At 42.0% G+C, this 17,828-nt stretch carries 11 protein-coding genes; 3 read left to right on the top strand and 8 right to left on the bottom strand.

The window, feature by feature from the left end; all coding sequences use genetic code 11:
- Positions 1-82 precede the first annotated feature (82 nt).
- The 8 genes from H8796_RS23570 to H8796_RS23535 form a co-directional block, all read right to left on the bottom strand.
- Positions 83-1,957 (bottom strand): alpha-L-fucosidase, encoded by a 1,875-nt coding sequence (locus tag H8796_RS23570; protein ID WP_117935938.1) that lies wholly within the window; start codon positions 1,955-1,957, stop codon positions 83-85.
- A 39-nt stretch (positions 1,958-1,996) separates the two neighbouring features.
- Positions 1,997-2,677 carry a hypothetical protein gene (locus tag H8796_RS23565; RefSeq protein WP_117935936.1) on the bottom strand — a complete coding sequence of 227 codons (681 nt, stop codon included), beginning with the start codon at positions 2,675-2,677 and terminating at the stop codon, positions 1,997-1,999.
- Between the two features lie 136 nt (positions 2,678-2,813).
- Entirely contained in the window at positions 2,814-5,657 is a 2,844-nt protein-coding gene (locus tag H8796_RS23560) for a TonB-dependent receptor (protein ID WP_117935934.1), read from the bottom strand.
- Positions 5,654-6,913: a DUF4925 domain-containing protein gene (locus H8796_RS23555; protein ID WP_117935932.1), complete on the bottom strand. Its 1,260-nt coding sequence runs from the start codon at positions 6,911-6,913 to the stop codon at positions 5,654-5,656. The genes H8796_RS23560 and H8796_RS23555 overlap by 4 nt, the downstream gene beginning before the upstream one ends.
- A gap of 30 nt (positions 6,914-6,943) precedes the next feature.
- Entirely contained in the window at positions 6,944-8,146 is a 1,203-nt protein-coding gene (locus H8796_RS23550; RefSeq protein WP_117935930.1) for a DUF4925 domain-containing protein, read from the bottom strand.
- 296 nt (positions 8,147-8,442) lie between these two features.
- Entirely contained in the window at positions 8,443-11,289 is a 2,847-nt protein-coding gene (locus H8796_RS23545; protein WP_117935928.1) for a TonB-dependent receptor, read from the bottom strand.
- 39 nt (positions 11,290-11,328) lie between these two features.
- A complete protein-coding gene (locus H8796_RS23540) occupies positions 11,329-12,705 on the bottom strand; it encodes a DUF4925 domain-containing protein (RefSeq protein ID WP_233530343.1) in 1,377 nt (458 codons plus the stop codon).
- 33 nt (positions 12,706-12,738) lie between these two features.
- Positions 12,739-14,103: a DUF4925 domain-containing protein gene (locus tag H8796_RS23535; protein WP_117935924.1), complete on the bottom strand. Its 1,365-nt coding sequence runs from the start codon at positions 14,101-14,103 to the stop codon at positions 12,739-12,741.
- Positions 14,104-14,340: 237 nt separating this feature from the next.
- Between H8796_RS23535 and H8796_RS23530 the strand changes: the two genes are divergently transcribed.
- The 3 genes from H8796_RS23530 (at position 14,341) to H8796_RS23520 (ending at position 17,827) form a co-directional block, all read left to right on the top strand.
- Complete coding sequence (locus tag H8796_RS23530) at positions 14,341-15,192, top strand: AraC family transcriptional regulator (protein ID WP_117935922.1); 852 nt, start codon at positions 14,341-14,343, stop codon at positions 15,190-15,192.
- A gap of 695 nt (positions 15,193-15,887) precedes the next feature.
- Entirely contained in the window at positions 15,888-17,102 is a 1,215-nt protein-coding gene (locus tag H8796_RS23525) for a sensor histidine kinase (protein WP_117935918.1), read from the top strand.
- The gene (locus H8796_RS23520) at positions 17,099-17,827 is read left to right on the top strand and encodes a LytTR family DNA-binding domain-containing protein (RefSeq protein WP_004301008.1); all 729 of its coding nucleotides are present in this window, start codon (positions 17,099-17,101) and stop codon (positions 17,825-17,827) included. Before H8796_RS23525 ends, H8796_RS23520 begins: the two co-directional genes overlap by 4 nt.
- Position 17,828 lies beyond the last annotated feature (1 nt).

Raw genomic sequence — 17,828 nt, 5'->3', positions numbered from 1 at the left:
GAACAAAGTTATATAAATTATCCGAAAAGTCAAGAGATATCATTACTAATTCTCTTCAAACGTTATATGTCAGTTACTTATTTTATTGTATCCCAATTTCAGCTAACCCCATCGGTTCACCGTCATGTATCATCCGTGTTGCTTTCAACTGAATATAGCGAGCCTTGACCGGAGTAAAGTAAACCGATTGCAAAATCGGATTGCTCTTTATATTGGAAAATTCATCTTTGGCTACTATCTGGTTAACCGTATTGCTATCCATACCTACAGATATTTCGTAGGCCGCGATTAACCCCTTATTATATTCACTTTGGTCGGGGAGATAGTGGAATGAGGTAATCGTGCGTTCTTCTCCCAAGTCAATCAATAGTGTATTTCCATTGATGAAACAGGTGGTCTGGTCGTTTTTATCCATGCCTTTCTGTGCTTCCTCTACATCTACTCCAACAAGAGTGAACGGGTAACTTTTCAGTTCTGCAGCTTTCGCTGTGTATGTATCCGAAGTCTCTCCTGCATAATATGCTTCAATGTTATTAATACAGAGACAAGCCCGTGAATCCGTGAAGCGGACACGAATCTTATCCGTAGTGATTGTTTCGAAACGAAGGAGCCGTTTATATCCGATAGTGGTAGTCTCCTCATTGAGCTTTACAGGGATCCATTCGCCTGCCTGGTTGTATTCTACAACGAATGATTTAACACGTTGTCCGAGAGGAATATATTCCTGCAACATCATACGGTTGATCTTTTCTGCCTGAGGTAAATCGAATTCAATAGTGGCTGAAATGACATCGTCATTGGTAGCCCAATAAGTATCATAATCACCGTCGGTCACGGCTTTGGCGGAGAATGTTCTTCCGCGTTCGTCCGATGCTTTGGGAGAGAGTCCTGCCAGCAGATTGTGTGCCAGTTGTTTTTGTACATTCTGGTGGAAGTTTACGGCATTGGCAGAGTCAGTAGGATGAATCAATCCGTCACGGTCTACCGGGAAGTTTAATAATAGCGTTGCGTTATGTCCTACGCTGCGGTAATATAAATCAGTCAGTTCGTCTACTGTTTTCACACGGTCGTCTTCTTCCGGATGGTAAAACCATCCCGGACGGATGGAAACATCACACTCGGCAGCTACCCATTGGTTACCATCGGCATGACCATATTGCAGTTCACGATACTTGGGATAGCCCGGATAAACTTCTCCTGCACGAAGAAAAGACCAGTTAGTAGCTCCGGCAAATCCGTGTTCGTTGCCTACCCAACGACAGCCCGGACCTCCATCCGAGAAGATGACAGCTTGTGGCTGTAACTCATCAATCATCTTGTAAGCTCGCGGATAGTTATAATAAGTCTTGCGGTCGATTGTACGGCTGTCTTTTGCTCCGCCATACCAGCCGTCTCCACCGTTGGCACCGTCAAACCAGATTTCAAATACATCACCGTAGTTGGTCAGTAGTTCGTTGAGTTGTTTATAGAAGTATTCTACATATTCGGGAGAGCCATAATTGGCCTGATGCCTGTCCCAGGGCGAGAGATAGACTGCGAATTTAATGCCATACTTTTTGCAGGCATCCGACAGTTCGCGGACAATGTCTCCTTTTCCGTCTTTGTACGGAGTATTGCGGATACAGTATTCTGTTAGTTGCGTAGGCCACAGACAGAATCCATCGTGATGTTTCGCTGTCAGGATCACTCCTTTCATGCCAGATTTGACAAATGTCTGTACCCATTGCTCACAGTCCAGACGGGTAGGGTTGAATGTTTTAGGATCGGAGTCTCCATATCCCCATTCACGGTCGTTGAATGTGTTAAGTCCGAAGTGTACAAACGCATACGTTTCCATTTTTTGCCATTCCACCTGTTTGGCTTCGGGAATGGGTAAGATAGCTTCCGGTGCTTTTACCGAATTACAGGCACTTAGTAGAAAAAGACCTGTTGCGAAGATAAGAAAGTGTTTTTTCATGGGGGTGTTTATTAGTTAATAATTGAATGTAAGAATCATCTACAATGTAATTCCAACTACAAAATAAAGTTGCTCTTCATAAGGGTTGGCTATTAGCTTTCCGAAGATGGGTAAAGAGAAATTGGACGTTATTTTAATATCTTTTGTTGCAGATAATCCGATATTGACTACATTGAATTTGTCGGAGTACATACTCTCCCAAGGAGTGAAACCAGCTTCGATATTCATATTTACATTTTTCACGCTGAACGGGTAACTCAACTCGCAGTAACTGGACCAGGCACGTTTCCCGTTTTCCCGGTAATCGTTTCCGGCAAAGGTAGTGTACCAGCTTACTGACAATGGGAACTTTTCGCTAAGCATATAGCCGGCTCCTACCTCGAAAGTGTGCCCGGTAGAGTGCGAACTGTAATTGAAGTATTTAAAAGGTTCCTCTTCTGTCTGGGTAAAATAGTTATTGGCGTAAAGAGTCAGGTTTTTGTATTCGTACTCTAGTGATAAATCTATTTCATTGTTCTTTTCGCGAAATTCGGTAGAACCCCATGCGTAAACGGTCAGTCCTTTCCAGTTGAGGCCGAGTGAAGGCTGCACACTTGCATTGCCGCTATCCATACCGCGCCAGATATAACTGCTTACAAAATCAGCAGTTACAAAAACTTCTTGTGCCTGTGCAAAGGCCGTACAAAACAGGATGGCAATAAGTAGGATTTGTTTTTTCATTTTATCGGTTATTTCTTCTCGTTTTCGGGGGGTAAAGATACGCAATATATAGATAAATGATGACAGATGAGGAGAAAAAAGAAAACGGCTGCATTGAGCAGCCGTTTCTTAAGTAATTGTGAATCTTGAAAGTTAGTTAGAAAGTGACGTCCATTTTCAGTACGAAAGTACGTGGAGCGGCAACTGCCATTGGGCGGTAGCTGTATTCTTTATTCAACAGGTTGTTCACCATAAACTGGAAAGCTACTTCTTTTGTGGCTTTTACTCCGAAGCGCACGTCAACAGTGGCATAGTCCGTATTATGTTTTTTCCAGTAAGTAGCCAGTGTCTCTCCTTTTGAATAACCGAAAAGGATGCCACGTACATAATCCATCAGGTCTTTCTGCTGTTTCTCGCGTTCGTCCAACATCAGATAGTCAACTGCCAGAATTTTGCTCTTCCATGCTACATTGGCACCGACATTGATACGTTTCCACTGGAAATCTACCGTAGCTTTAAAACTGTGCTTCGGGCGATATTTAAGGTACTTACCTGTGTTCGATTTCTCTTTCATCTGAAGAGGATCGGTATAAAGCCCCTCTACTGCATTACGTTCCTGATAGTCTGCATCGCGTGGCTCTGTGTATACATATCCCAAGTTATAGAACAACTTCGTGTTCTTATTGAAATTGTACACGCCGTTCGTTGAGATTTCTACTCCGTAAATCTGGGCTTTCGATACATTGTGGAACTGGGCTCCGATACCGAACCCTTTACCATCTGTCAGCATCTGGAATGCATCGCCTATGCTATTAATCATCGTGTAATTGGCATTGTTGAACAGCCCGAACTGGAATTCAACCATGTCTTTATATTGTGTATAGAATCCTGCAACATCCACAAAACCCTGGAAATTACCAACTTTATATCCTTGCTTAATTCCTAATTCCGCATTAAATCCTTTCTCCGGTTTGATGTCCAGATTAGGATAAACGCCAACTCCACCAATATCCTTGCGCAGGTATTTTTCATTGATAGACGGATTACGGTAACCCTGTCCGAAGCTGGCACGGATAAAGCTGTAATCAGCCAACTGATAATTTAACCCTGCACGGAAGACCGGACGGAACGGAACTTTGGTTCCGAAGATTTTAGTTTCGGCTTCACGGTGATGATTATTCACCCGATAATATTCGGCACGTATACCGGCAGATACACTCAAACGATCCCAGAAGCGCTGATCGTATTGGAAGAAAGCAGCTATATTATCACTTTTGTATACCTCATCCATTACAGCGGAGTCATAGCGGATATGTTCCAGGGTTACTCCGGTAGTGATTTGTGCACCGCCTTCCCATTTCTTATTGAACTGGTAGTCGAGGTAGTAATCGAAGTTCTTATCAGTCTGTGTTTTTGGAGTGTTTCGTGACGGATTGATAACATTTGATAACCACGGAATCAGATCACTCGGTAACTGTCCGTTCGCAAGTCCCCCTAAGTCACTCGGCACTCCGTTGTCCATTACCCAGGAGATCAGATCGCAATAATCGGCAGTCGTCGCATTTGGGAAAATATTGCCTAATGAGGTGAACACTCCGTTCATGGCATCTTCCAGATTGCCGTTGACAAGTCCGGAACCTATACCTACCAATGCAGGATAAAGTGAACTGTAATCGCCACCGGCTATATTCTGTATCGTTTTGGCATCAGTTCCCATATTTCCCAGAATATCAGTGATGGAAGTTCCTTGGGTAGGGCGTACGATATTATCGGCACTGTAATAGAAACGTCCTTTAATCTTATGTGACGTACCGTTTTCCGGATTCACATAGTTGATGAACGGATCGATATGGAAATTATTCTCTTCACGTCCCATGTTGGTGAAAGGAGACGGTTTGTACACTTCCGTTGGTGAACGCCAGATAAAGAAGTCACCATATTGATTGGAAAGGAAATCGACATTGAAACCATAGTTCAACAGTTTCATTCCCATATCGGGCTGATGATAAGTGAGGCTCCCTCCCATACGGAAACGTTTGTTGTATCCCTGTTGGCGGTATCCTTCGTCAGTGAAAAGATTGATTCCTCCGCTGACATCGAAATTGCCGATACGACGGGAGTGGGAGAGGTCGAATCCTTCGTAAATAGGATTCCGTATACCGCTAAGAAGACTTCCGCGCAAGATTGGTTTAACAGAATATTTATCATCTTTCCAGAAACTCTTGTCGCTCCATTGGTATTCGTCGTTTTCCGCATTACCATATACTCCCACATAAGCACTGAAACGTGTTTTCGGAGTCAGTCCCGGACGTGCAGTACGGATGTTGATAATGCCGTTCAAGGCTGATGACCCGTACAACACGGAGGAAGCTCCTTTAATAACTTCCACCTGTTCTACATTTTCCAAAGGTATGGTGTTCCAATTGATTTCACCGGTTTTTGGATTCAGGGTACTCATGCCGTCTATCAGAATCTGGCTGCGTGCACCTACACCGTAAGTCCATCCGCTGCCACCACGCATAGAGGGCTGTTTGTCTACAATGTCTACACCGGGCAATGTACGGAGTGTGGAAGAAATATCTGTCGGTGCCTGACGAGCAATATCTCCGGCTTTCACCACATCCATGGAAACAGTAACGTCACTCAACTTCTGTTCGAAGCGTCCGGCACTAACCACCACTTCTTCCAGTAGCTTTGTGCTTTCTTTCATATAAACGTCTTTCGTGATGACTTCACGCTTATTGATAACAATTGGCATCAATACATCTTCATAGCCTACATAACTGAATACAAGATCGACTCCTCCCTCGGGCAGTTTGATTTCATATTCTCCATTGATGTTGGACACTGCTCCCTGATTGCCATGGAGTTTGTATGTGACGGCTGCGCCTACCAATGGCTCATTGGTTCTGGCGTCGTATATATGTCCTTTCAAGGTTTGGGCAAAACTATTGCAACCCAAGTATAATAGAAAGGTGATTATTGCTACTGTTTTTCTCATTTTTTCAATACTTTATTTAATAGTTCCATGTTTTTCTGATAAGTTCTACTATTAGAACGCAATAAGGCTGGTGTTTCTGTTGTTTCTGGAATTTCTGCGGAATATTCCTTTTGAAGGACAATGCCCAGCTCAAAGACCTTGGATGCTATTAATTCAGGAACTAGCATATCAAGTAACTGTACCAGTGTTTCTTTCATGTCACTATCAGGAATAACGTCTTTCAATAGAGGTAATAGATTAAAGAGTATGCCAACTTCACTCTTATCGACATATAACATCATGTCGCCAGTATGTTTGATATATGAGCCATCATTGAATAGCGACTCCGGTTTAATTTCACTGACGATATTGAAACGAATACCGGTAGTAAGCCATCTGTCTATTAATTCAAGAATTTCTTTCATGTCAGTTACTGAAATAGCACGAGTCTTATTACTTTGCAATTGTTTGAAAATCATTTCAATATTAGGAATTACATACAAAGAATTTCCTTTGATATAATAAGTTGCCAGGTTTATGGGAGATAGGTTGTAGTCACTTTCGGGGCGGATCGGTAATGGCATAAAATATCCAAAGATGCCACCTTCAACTTGGGGCATGGAAGCATAACGGGCCGTAATATTGCCATCTTCACAAAAGTTTATGCTACGTAAGACTGAACCTAAGATATTGCCGGCAACCGCTTCAACAATTCCTGCTAAAGATGAAACATTTTCATTGTCAGAATGAAAATGTACACCGTAGGTAGCATTGGTATATTCTATACCAGTTGAAGGATCTGTTTCATCTTCTCCCTCTCCGGTATAGGGGATGGTGTACCATTGTCTTTGGGTTGTTATAGCATTGGCTGCCAGCTGTATATCAGTAATTTCCAGTGTGAATTGACCTACTTCTATTCTTCCGGCATATTTGAAACTCGTTCCTAATGTTCCTGTTGCATTTCCGGTGAAAGAATATCCGGTTTTATCTCCGGAGATGGGTATATTGGTCATCTTTAATGCTTCATCACCCGGAATGATGTTATAAAGGGTAATATTGGCAGTTTCTCCTATGACAGTGCTAAAGTCTACTGATTTTCCGATCATTGTTTCACCACTATAGGTAAGGTTTAGATTCGGATTAGGGTTCGATAGTTTATTTGAATAACTGGCTGTTACATCTACCGGTTCCGGTCCGTAGTGATCTTCGCTACAAGATGTTAAAAATACAGATACTCCAGTAAGGCAGCTTATTAATAGAATAGATATTTTTTTCATTGTTCTTTTATGTTAGATAGTTAAAATGAATTATTTCTTAGTAGTGAGGTCAATGCCGATTTCCATTTTATCGAAAAGGGCTGCAACTTCAGTGAAATCTGTTTCCAGCAGACTGCCGATGATGCTGATAAACGGCATGAGAGTTTCTTTATTGAAGTAGATATAGGTATGCTCTTTTGTTTGGTTGATTCCCATCGGTATTCCGTTTTTCATCCATGCGAGCAGCGTTGCAAAAGTATCATCATCCAATTGAAGAATGTAGGTGATTATTTCATTGTTTAAAATCATATTGATGGTACTTAATGCTAATTTTAAACGTGTCGGGTCGGATTTAAGGAGAGCTTCGCTGATTCCTGTGATAAGCTGGGAGTCAATTTGCTTTCCGTTGTTTTGTGCTATGAGGGATACAATGGCAGGGATATTGAGTTGTACGACAAATGCTTTGTAGCCTGTCTGATTCCAGTAGGCTAATCCTTTGGGAGATGACTCATAAGTACGTTTGTTAATCAGACTTTTGAATTCGGCATCTGTTTTGCCCGAGTTGGCAACTTCTATGATTTCATTCAGGTCTACAGGGCTCGTGGTATAGTTGGCTGTGACCATTCCATTTTTCTCAAATGTAATGTCTTTTAATACATAAGGAAAAATCACATCCAATATATTAGTTGCCATTTGCTGTATGGGTAGAATGACCGACTGGAGGGATTCTCCTCCTGCTTTAGCAGTAATATTCACGTAGCTGGCTCCACTATTACGGGTGATATTTTCTCCGTCTATTGTGTGGGAATATGCAGAAAATACATATGCATTTGCAATGGAATTGGCATAAGCCATTGTTACGTTCAGTGATAATTGCATATTTTGGGGAGTTATTATTCCTTCATATTTCACCGTAGCTCCTCCCATCGTGATATTTGTTCCGCTGAAAGTGTAATACCCTTTCTCTTCATTCTCATACAGTTGGATATGACTGATAGGAGTTTCCTTTTCTCCGGGAATCACATCATTCAGTGTCAGTGTTCCCGTTTCACTATCTTCTGTCTTGAAACTGACAGTTTTTCCAACGAGTTTTTCTCCACTGTAAGTTAGGTCTAGCGTATATGGTTTAATATACGAGCCATATTCCTGACTAATTTCTCCCGGCCAAAATAGCTTGTCATTGTAAGTCTCTTCGCATGATGTAAAGAAAAATACCGCGCAAGTTACATAAAATAGTTTTCGTAAGTTTCTCATTTTGCTTTTTGTTTTTATTGCGTATTTAATAAAACTTTGCAAAGTTCGACTAACAATTCTTTATTGTCAAGGTCTGTTTTTTATTTTAATGTTCTATTTTTAATAGTGTATGGCGAAAGTGCTTAAATTGAGAAAATAAATGTGTTCTATTTTTAATATTGATTGTTCTTCTTTTAAGAATGGCTGTAAAAAGAGAATGAAGAGAGCTCTAAAAAAGCAAACGGTTTCCCACCTGTTTTTCACAGGTGAGAAACCATTCGTTTTTTTCTTCTCTATTTCCGACTCTTGCGGAAAGTTTAGAATGTAATATCCATCTTTACAACAAAAGTACGTGGAGCGGCAACTGCCATCGGGCGATAGCTATATTCCTTATTCAGCAAGTTGTTTACCATAAATTGGAAAGCAACCTCTTTCGTGGCTTTTACTCCAAGACGCATGTCAACGGTGGCATAGTCCGTATTGTGCTTTTTCCAGTAGCTCGCCAGACTTTCTCCTTTGGAATAGCCGAAAGCAATGCCACGAACATAATCCATCAGGTCAAGTTGTGTTTTCGGACGTTCATCCATCATCAGGTAGTCCACAGCGAGGATTTTGCTCTTCCAGGCAACGTTGGCACCCAGATTGATACGTTTCCACAGGAAATCTACCGTGGCTTTGAAACTATGCTTCGGACGATATTTGAGATACTTACCTGTGTTCGATTTCTCTTTCATCTGAAGAGGATCGGTATAAAGTCCTTCTACCGCATTGCGCTCCTGATAATCAGCATCGCGTGGTTCAGTATATACATATCCTAAATTATAGAACAACTTCGTGTTCTTATTAAAGTTATAAACACCGTTTGTCGAGATTTCCACTCCGTAGATCTGGGCTTTCGATACGTTATGGAACTGTGCTCCAATACCGAAACCTTGACCGTCAGTTAACATTCGGACAGCATCGCCGATACTGTTAATCATCGTATAATCGGCATTATTGAAGAGGCCGAACTGGAATTCAACCATATCTTTATATTGTGTATAGAATCCGGCAACATCTACAAATCCCTGGAAATTACCGATTTTGTATCCTTGCTTAATCCCCAATTCCGCATTAAATCCTTTTTCCGGCTTAATCTCCAGATTCGGATAAACACCGACTCCACCGATATCCTTGCGCAGGTATTTTTCATTGATGGACGGATTACGGTAACCTTGACCGAAGCTGGCACGGATAAAACTGTAATCGGCCAACTGATAATTTAACCCTGCACGAAACACCGGACGGAACGGAACCTTGGTTCCGAAGATCTTTGTTTCCGCTTCACGATGATGATTGTTCACCCGATAATATTCGGCACGTACACCGGCAGATACACTCAAGCGATCCCAGAAACGCTGGTCGTACTGGAAGAAAGCAGCTATGTTATCGCTTTTATAGACCTCGTCCATGATGGCGGAATCATAACGCACATGCTCATAAGTGGCTCCCGTAGTGATTTGCGCACCACTGTCCCATTTCTTGTTGAACTGATAGTCGAGATAGTAGTTCGTACTTTTGTCAGTCTGCGTTTTCGGAGTGTTTCGTGTTGGGTTGAGCACACCGGATACCCAGGGGATCAGATCACTCGGCAACTGTCCGTTCGCAAGTCCTCCCAAATCACCGGGTACTCCGTTGTCCATCACCCAGGAGATCAGATCGCAATAATCGGCAGTTGTTGCATTCGGGAAAATATTGCCCAATGAGGTAAATACTCCATTCATGGCATCTTCCAGATTGCCGTTGATAAGTCCCGAACCGATACCGACCAAGGCCGGATAGAGCGAACTGTAATCACCGCCTGCAATATTCTGAATAGTCTGGGCATCTGTTCCCATATTTCCCAGAATATCACCGATGGATGCTCCCTGGCTGGGGCGCACGATATTGTCGGCACTATAATAGAAACGGCCTTTAATCTTATGTGACGTACCATTCTCCGGATTTACGTAGTTGATAAACGGATCGATATGGAAGTTGTTGTCCTCCCGTCCCATATTGGTAAAAGGAGAGGGCTTGTACACTTCTGTCGGCGAACGCCAGATAAAGAAGTCTCCATATTGATTGGAAAGGAAATCGATATTGAAACCATAGTTCAACAGTTTCATTCCCATGTCCGGTTGATGATAGGTAAGGTTGCCTCCCATACGGAAACGCTTGTTGTATCCCTGCTGACGGTATCCTTCATCGGTGAAAAGATTCATGCTCCCGCTGACATCAAAATTACCGATACGACGGGAGTGGGAGAGATCGAATCCTTCGTAAATTGGGTTTCGGACACCACTAAGAAGACTTCCGCGTAAAATAGGTTTGACCGAATATTTATCCTCTTTCCAGAAACTCTTGTCACTCCATTGGTATTCGTCATTTTCCGCATCACCATAGATACCTACGTATGCGCTGAAACGTGTTTTCGGAGTCAATCCCGGACGTGCGGTACGGATATTGATAATACCGTTCAGAGCCGACGAACCATACAGTACGGAGGAAGCTCCTTTGATAACTTCAATCTGCTCGATATTCTCCAAAGGCACGGTGTTCCAGTTGATTTCTCCTGTTTTGGGATTTAGCGTACTCATTCCATCCACCAGAATCTGGCTGCGTGCACCCACTCCGTAAGTCCATCCGCTGCCGCCACGTATAGACGGTTGTTTGTCTACAATGTCTACGCCGGGCAATGTACGGAGTGTGGAAGAAATGTCCGTTGGTGCCTGACGGGCAATATCACCGGCTTTCACTACATCCATAGAAACGGTAACGTTACTGAGTTTCTGTTCAAAACGTCCGGCACTGACCACTACTTCTTCCAGTAGTTTGGTGCTTTCTCTCATGTAAACGTCTTTGGTCACTATTTCACGTCTGTCGATCACAATAGGCATCAACACATCTTCGTAGCCCACATAACTGAAGACCAGATCGACTCCACCCTCGGGCAGCTTGATTTCATAAGCCCCGTTGATGTCCGACACGACTCCCTGATTACCTTGTAATTTGTACGTAACGGCTGCTCCCACTAATGGCTCATTGGTTTTAGCGTCATATATATGTCCTTTCAGCGTTTGAGCAAAACTGTTCCCAAGGCTGATGAAGCATAGTAGCAAAGTTAGAATATATATTTTCTTCATTGTTCTTGTATTTTCTTATTTATAGAAAGGTACTTCTTATTAGTTGTTGACTGTAAGGTCTATACCTATATGCAGTTTGGTGATGGTAGACCAACCCTTATAAAGCGGCATGATATAACTGTCGAACAGCATCGGACCAAAATTGGGAATACCTGCCATCAAAGGTTCCAGACTGGGGAGGAAAGGAATGAACGGAGTCAATGCATCTTTGGTTACGTACAGATAAGTGTGTCCGTCTTTCTTTTCCATTTGCATGGGGATTCCCTCTTTTATCCAGCCGAACAGCATTTGGAAAGTGGCGTTATCCAGACCTGCCAGCATGGATAATATGGAATTATCCAGTTGACCGCTGATAGTACTTAATATATTCTTGAGTTGAACCGGATCTGAATTCAGGATAGCGTCTGTCAATAAAGCCATCAGATTCTGATCGATACTTTTCCCCTGCGATTTCATGACTTGAGTGATAATTGCCGGAAGATCCAGTTTCAGATAGAAATGATCGTTCTTCATATACCAGTAGGCCAGTCCTTTGGGAGATGGAGCATAAATCCGGTTTACCCCCTCCGTGGCATTGATAATATCCTGTTGCTGGAAACCTCCCATCGGATAAGGCAAGAATAACTTATACATAACGAATGTAGCGACTTTATTCATAGATTCGGGATCTTCCATGTTTATTTCACTGAACTTCTGCTCTCCCAGCATCATTTCATCCGTTGTATAATTGGCTGTGATGTATCCGTTAGGTTGTAAGGTGACGTCATCAAGAAGCTGTGCCAGAAGATAACCACCCATTCCTTTCACCAGTCCTGTCATGACCGCATAAAGGAAACTGCCATCACTGCTTAGTTCAATATCCATGTCTACATAAAGAGGTGCGGCAATCATTTTACCATCGGATTCCCCCCATTCGTACAGTCCGGTATCCGAATTGCGGATCATATCCTTTCCTCTGCCGTATATGATGTCGCTAAGTGCATAAGTGTTGGCCATTTGTGCGCTGTTCACCATCTTTATATTGGTCAGGTTCACTGTCAACTGGCCGTTTTCTACACGTCCGCTATAATTAAAGGTACTGCCGGTTAAGTTTCCCGTGCCGTTGCCGGAAAAAGAGTAACCGTTAGCATCTCCGGAAATAGGTATATCAGTCAGTTTGAGTGTTTCTTCTCCGGGAAATACATTATAAAAAGTAACATTAGCCGTTTCTCCTTTCACTGTACTGAAGTCGACTGCTTTGCCGGTCATTTCATCCCCATCATAAGTTAATGTCAGGTTGGATTTGCTCAAGTATTTATTCGAGTAATTCGCTGTTACGTCCACCGGGTCGGGTCCCGGATAGTCTTCACTACACGAAGTCATCAAACCTGCCGTTCCGATGAGGCTGCTTATAAATAGTATAGATAATTTCTTCATATTCTTTATTTCTTTCATATTCATGGTTGATGTTTATTTCAGAGGCAAAAGACCTAATCCTAAGTCGATCGTATTGGCTGAATTCCATAGGTAAGGCAATCCATTCTCGTCATTTGCCATGAGGTATCCGAGTAGATTCTTGAAAGTCGCATTGCTCGCCATGTTTTCCGGAAGCAATCCTTCCACTACCGGCTGCAATCCGGGTAATAACTGAATGAAAGCAGTGGTCGATTCTTTGGTCAGGTAAAGATTGGTATGCCCGTTCTCTTCTTCCATTATGTTAAAGACAATACCCTCGGTGAGCAAGTAGAATACTTGCCGGAAACTAGCATCGTCCATGTTGGCTATGATGCCGAGGAACTGATTGTCGAGTATGGCATTTAAAGTTCCAAGCAACTTTTTCAATTGAATAGGGTTCGACTTGGCAAGAGCTTCCGTAATGCCTGAAACCAATCCCGGATCTATGGGAGTTTCACCGTCTTGGGTAGCCAGACTGATGATGGCCGGCAGATTGAGGTTCATCTTAATCTGTCCGTTGTTTGCTGCCCAGGTAATCAGATTGATGGGAGAAGCCGTCCATGTGCGATCTGTCAGCACACTGGTAATGTCGCTCTCTTTTAATGTACCAATCATGAACTTCATGACAAATAGGGCAATCGTCCCCGTATCTTTATCCGGATCTATGTTACTGACAGGGATACTGCCGATATATACCGGACTGGTAGTGTAATTGGCGATCACGTTACCGTCGGGTTGCAAGGTGACTGATTGAAGAAGTTGCGGGATGAAATAGCAAAGCGCATTCTGAACCAGTTTCATTCTCATGAACAGCGTGCTGCCCGATTTGGTTAATTCCACATCGTCCAGATGGACATAGAAGGCTCCGGTCAATATTTCACTCGATGATTCTTTCCATACGTATTGCCCTCCACTGGTTCCGACAATCATTTTCTTACCTTTCGTAAAGCCGGATAGACCGTAACTTTTTCCCCATTTGCTTTGTGGCATTGCTACATTTAAATCCAGTTTCATCGTTTTCGGAGTGAGGGTTCCGTTGTATGTCACCGTTGCTCCGTTCATCGTGATGTTCTTTCCACTAAATGTATAGGAGTCTCCCTGTTCGCATAAATCGATTTGGATAGGAGTTGTTTTTTCTCCCGGAATAATGTCGTTGAGTGTGATGGTTCCTTTTTCACTGTCGTCTGTTTTGAAATTGACAGTTTTTCCAACAAGTTTTTCTCCGCTGTAGGTCAGGTCTAAAGTGGCTGGTTTGATGTATGAGCCATATTCCTGGTTGAGCTCTCCCGGCCAAAATAGCTTGTCATTATAGGTTTCCTCGCAAGATGTAAGGAGGAAAGCTGCACAAGCTACACAAAAAAGTTTTTTCAAAGTTCTCATTCTCTTTTAGGTTTTATTTTAATGTATTATTTAAAACTGTGCAAAGTACGGTTAATAGGTGACTGCTGTCAAGCTCCATTCTTGGGATTCAATGTTCTATCTTTGCTATTTTCTTAATAACATTCCTAATAAAGAAGAAAACAATGTTCTGTTTGTAATATATAATATACCATTTTTGAACTTGTTGTTTGGAATTCGGATGGAATGGATATTTTTGATAAACTAAAAAACTAAACGATGATAATAAACGATTCCTTTCCCAAATTTGACCTTCCGATTGATTTTATAGCAGATGATAGTATCACTGGGGATATTTTAAACTATTACGGTAATTTCCCATGCAAAATAAAGGCCGGTGTCTTTGTGCTCTGTACCGAAGGGATGGTGAAAGCTACCATTAATTTGCTGGAGGTTGTCATTCGTAAGAATGATTTTGTAATTGTCCTTCCTAATTCGTTTATTCAGATACACGAAGTTTCGTCTGATACCCGCATTTCTTTTGCCGGCTTCTCATCCGATTTCATGCTTTCCGGCAATTATGTGGAAATCCTGCTGGACTCTATGCCTATGATCTTAAATAGCCCCGTCATTTCTCTGCAAGACGATATTGCCGGCTTGTATCGAAATGTATATCTTTTGCTGATTCGTGCTTATACACTTCCACATTCATTGGAAAATAAAGACATAATACGCTCCATACTGGCTATTTTTTTACAGGGAACGAAAGAACTGTATAAACGCTATGGCAGGAAGCTTGACGAACCTTTGAGAAGAGAGCAGGAGTTGTACAGGCAGTTTATACAGCTGCTGATGGCTCATTATACCAGTGAGCATGAAGTGGCATTTTATGCAGAAAAGTGTGGAGTTACTGCAGCGCATTTCTCTAGTGCAATCCGAAGAGCAAGCGGATACAGTCCGTTGGCAATCATCACGGAGATTATTATCATGAACGCGAAAGCACAACTGAAAACCACCCGGTTGCCGGTAAAAGAAATAGCATTCTCTTTGGGCTTTAACAATCATTCCTTTTTCAATAAATACTTCCGTAAACAGGTGAAGATGACTCCGCTGGAATATCGCGAGAAATAAATCTTTGTTTGCTTAAAATTGGGCTATACATAAAAACAGGATGTTTTATACATTTTCCCTGCTTTAATTAGAACCGGTGTGAGGGCAGTAATTCAAAAGGAGCTTAAATGTTTGTTTGAAGAATGTGAAAAGGCAGCACTTTGCTGATAAATCATTCTTTTTGCACTAATCTTACGTCAGAATCGGAATAAATGAATCTCTCTTTTTCTGATGTATAGCTATTTGACAGATCAGCAATCAACGAAGTTAGAAGTGGAATAGCTTGGAAACGACTCTTATTTCAATCTACAAATCCTTGCTCACCGATGAACGGTAGCTTGGTCGGTGAGCAAGGAGGCGTTCCTCACCGACCAAGGATACCTTTCATTAAAAGAACGGACGTTTTCATACAATGAAAAACGGTCTGTTTATCCTTTATTTATGCATAATAAGAGGTGTGATGTGCATATTTTTGCACTAAATTATGCATTTTATTTTCTATTTGATTCGATTCATTGCCATTGCTGAATAATAGAATCTTAAAAATAGGACAGAATATCCTATTGTCGGCCCGGTGGTGGAGGCGGCGGACATGGACCTGGTGGATGGGGATGGTAAACAGCAGTTTACCGTCGAAATCCGTTCTTTGGTCGATTCTATTTGTGATAAAGCAGGTTCGGTTTTATCTTTGTTTCGATAATCAGAAGCAATGAGGCATGAAAAGACTGCGTAAACAACACGTGCTGGAGCAGAGTATTTACGGAGCTATCTGGATCGTAATATTTCTTCTTCCGCTGATAGGCGGATACTTTGCCATGAGTGGAGGACTTGAACGGGAGGAAACCCGTATGGTGATCCGAGAATCATGGTTGAGTATCCTTCCTTTTTTCGTGCTTTTCCTGTTAAACAATTATGGGCTGGTTCCCTATTTCCTTTTTAAGAAAAGGTACTGGCAATATACTGTTTCGTTGATTTTTGTAATAGGAATGATTTGTTGGCTTTCTCCGTTTCCTTCTGCCAATCATTTCCCCAAAGATTTCAAGCGAGGAGAGTTGCCTCTTCGTATGAAGGAGAACCGGAGAGACCAGATTATTAAGATGAGAGAAAAAGCGAGGGAGGAAGGGGATGTACATTGGAATGAGTCCAATCCCGAACAACGTCCTAGGGGAATGGGAGAACCAAATGGCCCCGGAGGATTTCCAAAACCGACTCCTTTTCCTTATCCTCCTTTTGTGCTCCGTTATCTCATTCATTTCATCATTGCCTTTTTGATGGTAGGATTCAATATCGCCATCAAACTTTTCTTTAAATCTTTCCGTGATGAAGAAATGCTGAAGGAACTGGAACATCAACGTTTGCAGTCGGAACTGCAATATTTGAAATATCAGATTAATCCTCATTTCTTCATGAATACGCTCAATAATATTCATGCGTTGGTGGATATTGATACGGGGAAAGCGAAAAGTACGATTGTGGAACTCTCTAAACTGATGCGTTATGTGCTTTATGAAGCGAGTAATAAAACGATTTTGCTTTCACGTGAGGTTCAGTTTCTTAAAAATTATATTGCCCTGATGAGTTTGCGCTATACCAACAAAGTATCTATTAAGATGGATTTTCCGGCCGAAGTGCCTGAAGTGCAGATTCCTCCTTTGCTTTTTGTTTCTTTTGTGGAAAACGCTTTTAAGCATGGAGTCAGTTATCGGAGCGAGTCTTTTATTCATGTTTTGATGCAGTTGGATGAGGGCAATCGGCTTTCATTCCGTTGTTCCAACAGCAATAATGGTTCGGCTGACGAACAGCATCACGGCATCGGACTCGAGAATATCCGTAAGCGGTTGAGGCTTTTATTTGGCAATGATTATACGCTTTCCATTACCGAAGAGGAACATAAATTTGATGTCTTACTTATTATACCTTTATTAGAATGAAATGTATAGCAATAGATGATGAGCCGTTAGCATTGACGCAGTTGTCGGATTATATATCCCAGGTACCTTTTTTGTCTTTGGTAAAGTCATGCCAGGATGCGTTCGAGGCAATGAAGATATTGTCCGAAGAGGAGGTTGATCTGATCTTTGTGGATATTAATATGCCCGATTTGAACGGATTGGATTTCATACGTTCTTTGGTGAACCGTCCGTTGGTGATTTTCACTACTGCTTATTCTGAATATGCGGTAGAGGGCTTCAAACTGGATGCCGTAGATTATCTGCTGAAACCGTTTGAGTTCCAGGATTTATTGAAAGCGGCGGATAAAGCCCGCAGACAATTTGAATATCGTTTGTTGGAACAACAGGGGGAAATAGGAAATGCTTCGCAGATAAAAGGAGATTCATTATTCGTGAAGAGCGATTACAGAGTGGTTCGCATTGATGTGAAGAATATCCGCTATATTGAGGGGATGAGTGAGTATGTGCGTATTTTTGTGGAAGGAGAGGATAAGCCTGTAATAACGCTTGCCAGCCTCCAGAAAATGGAAGAACGGCTTCCCACGCATTTCATGCGGGTCCACCGTTCTTATATTGTCAATCTTCGCAAGATTACCGAAGTTTCCCGTCTTCGTATTATCTTTGATAAGAATACTTATATTCCTGTCGGTGATAATTATAAGGAGAAATTTACGGAATACATTGGGAAATTAAGCCTTTCTTAAA

The sequence above is a fragment of the Bacteroides sp. M10 genome (assembly GCF_014334015.1).
In the GTDB taxonomy this organism is placed as follows: Bacteria; Bacteroidota; Bacteroidia; order Bacteroidales; family Bacteroidaceae; genus Bacteroides; species Bacteroides intestinigallinarum.
Note: the sequence above shows the minus strand (reverse complement) of the source record. Positions and strands in the feature narration are given on the sequence as shown.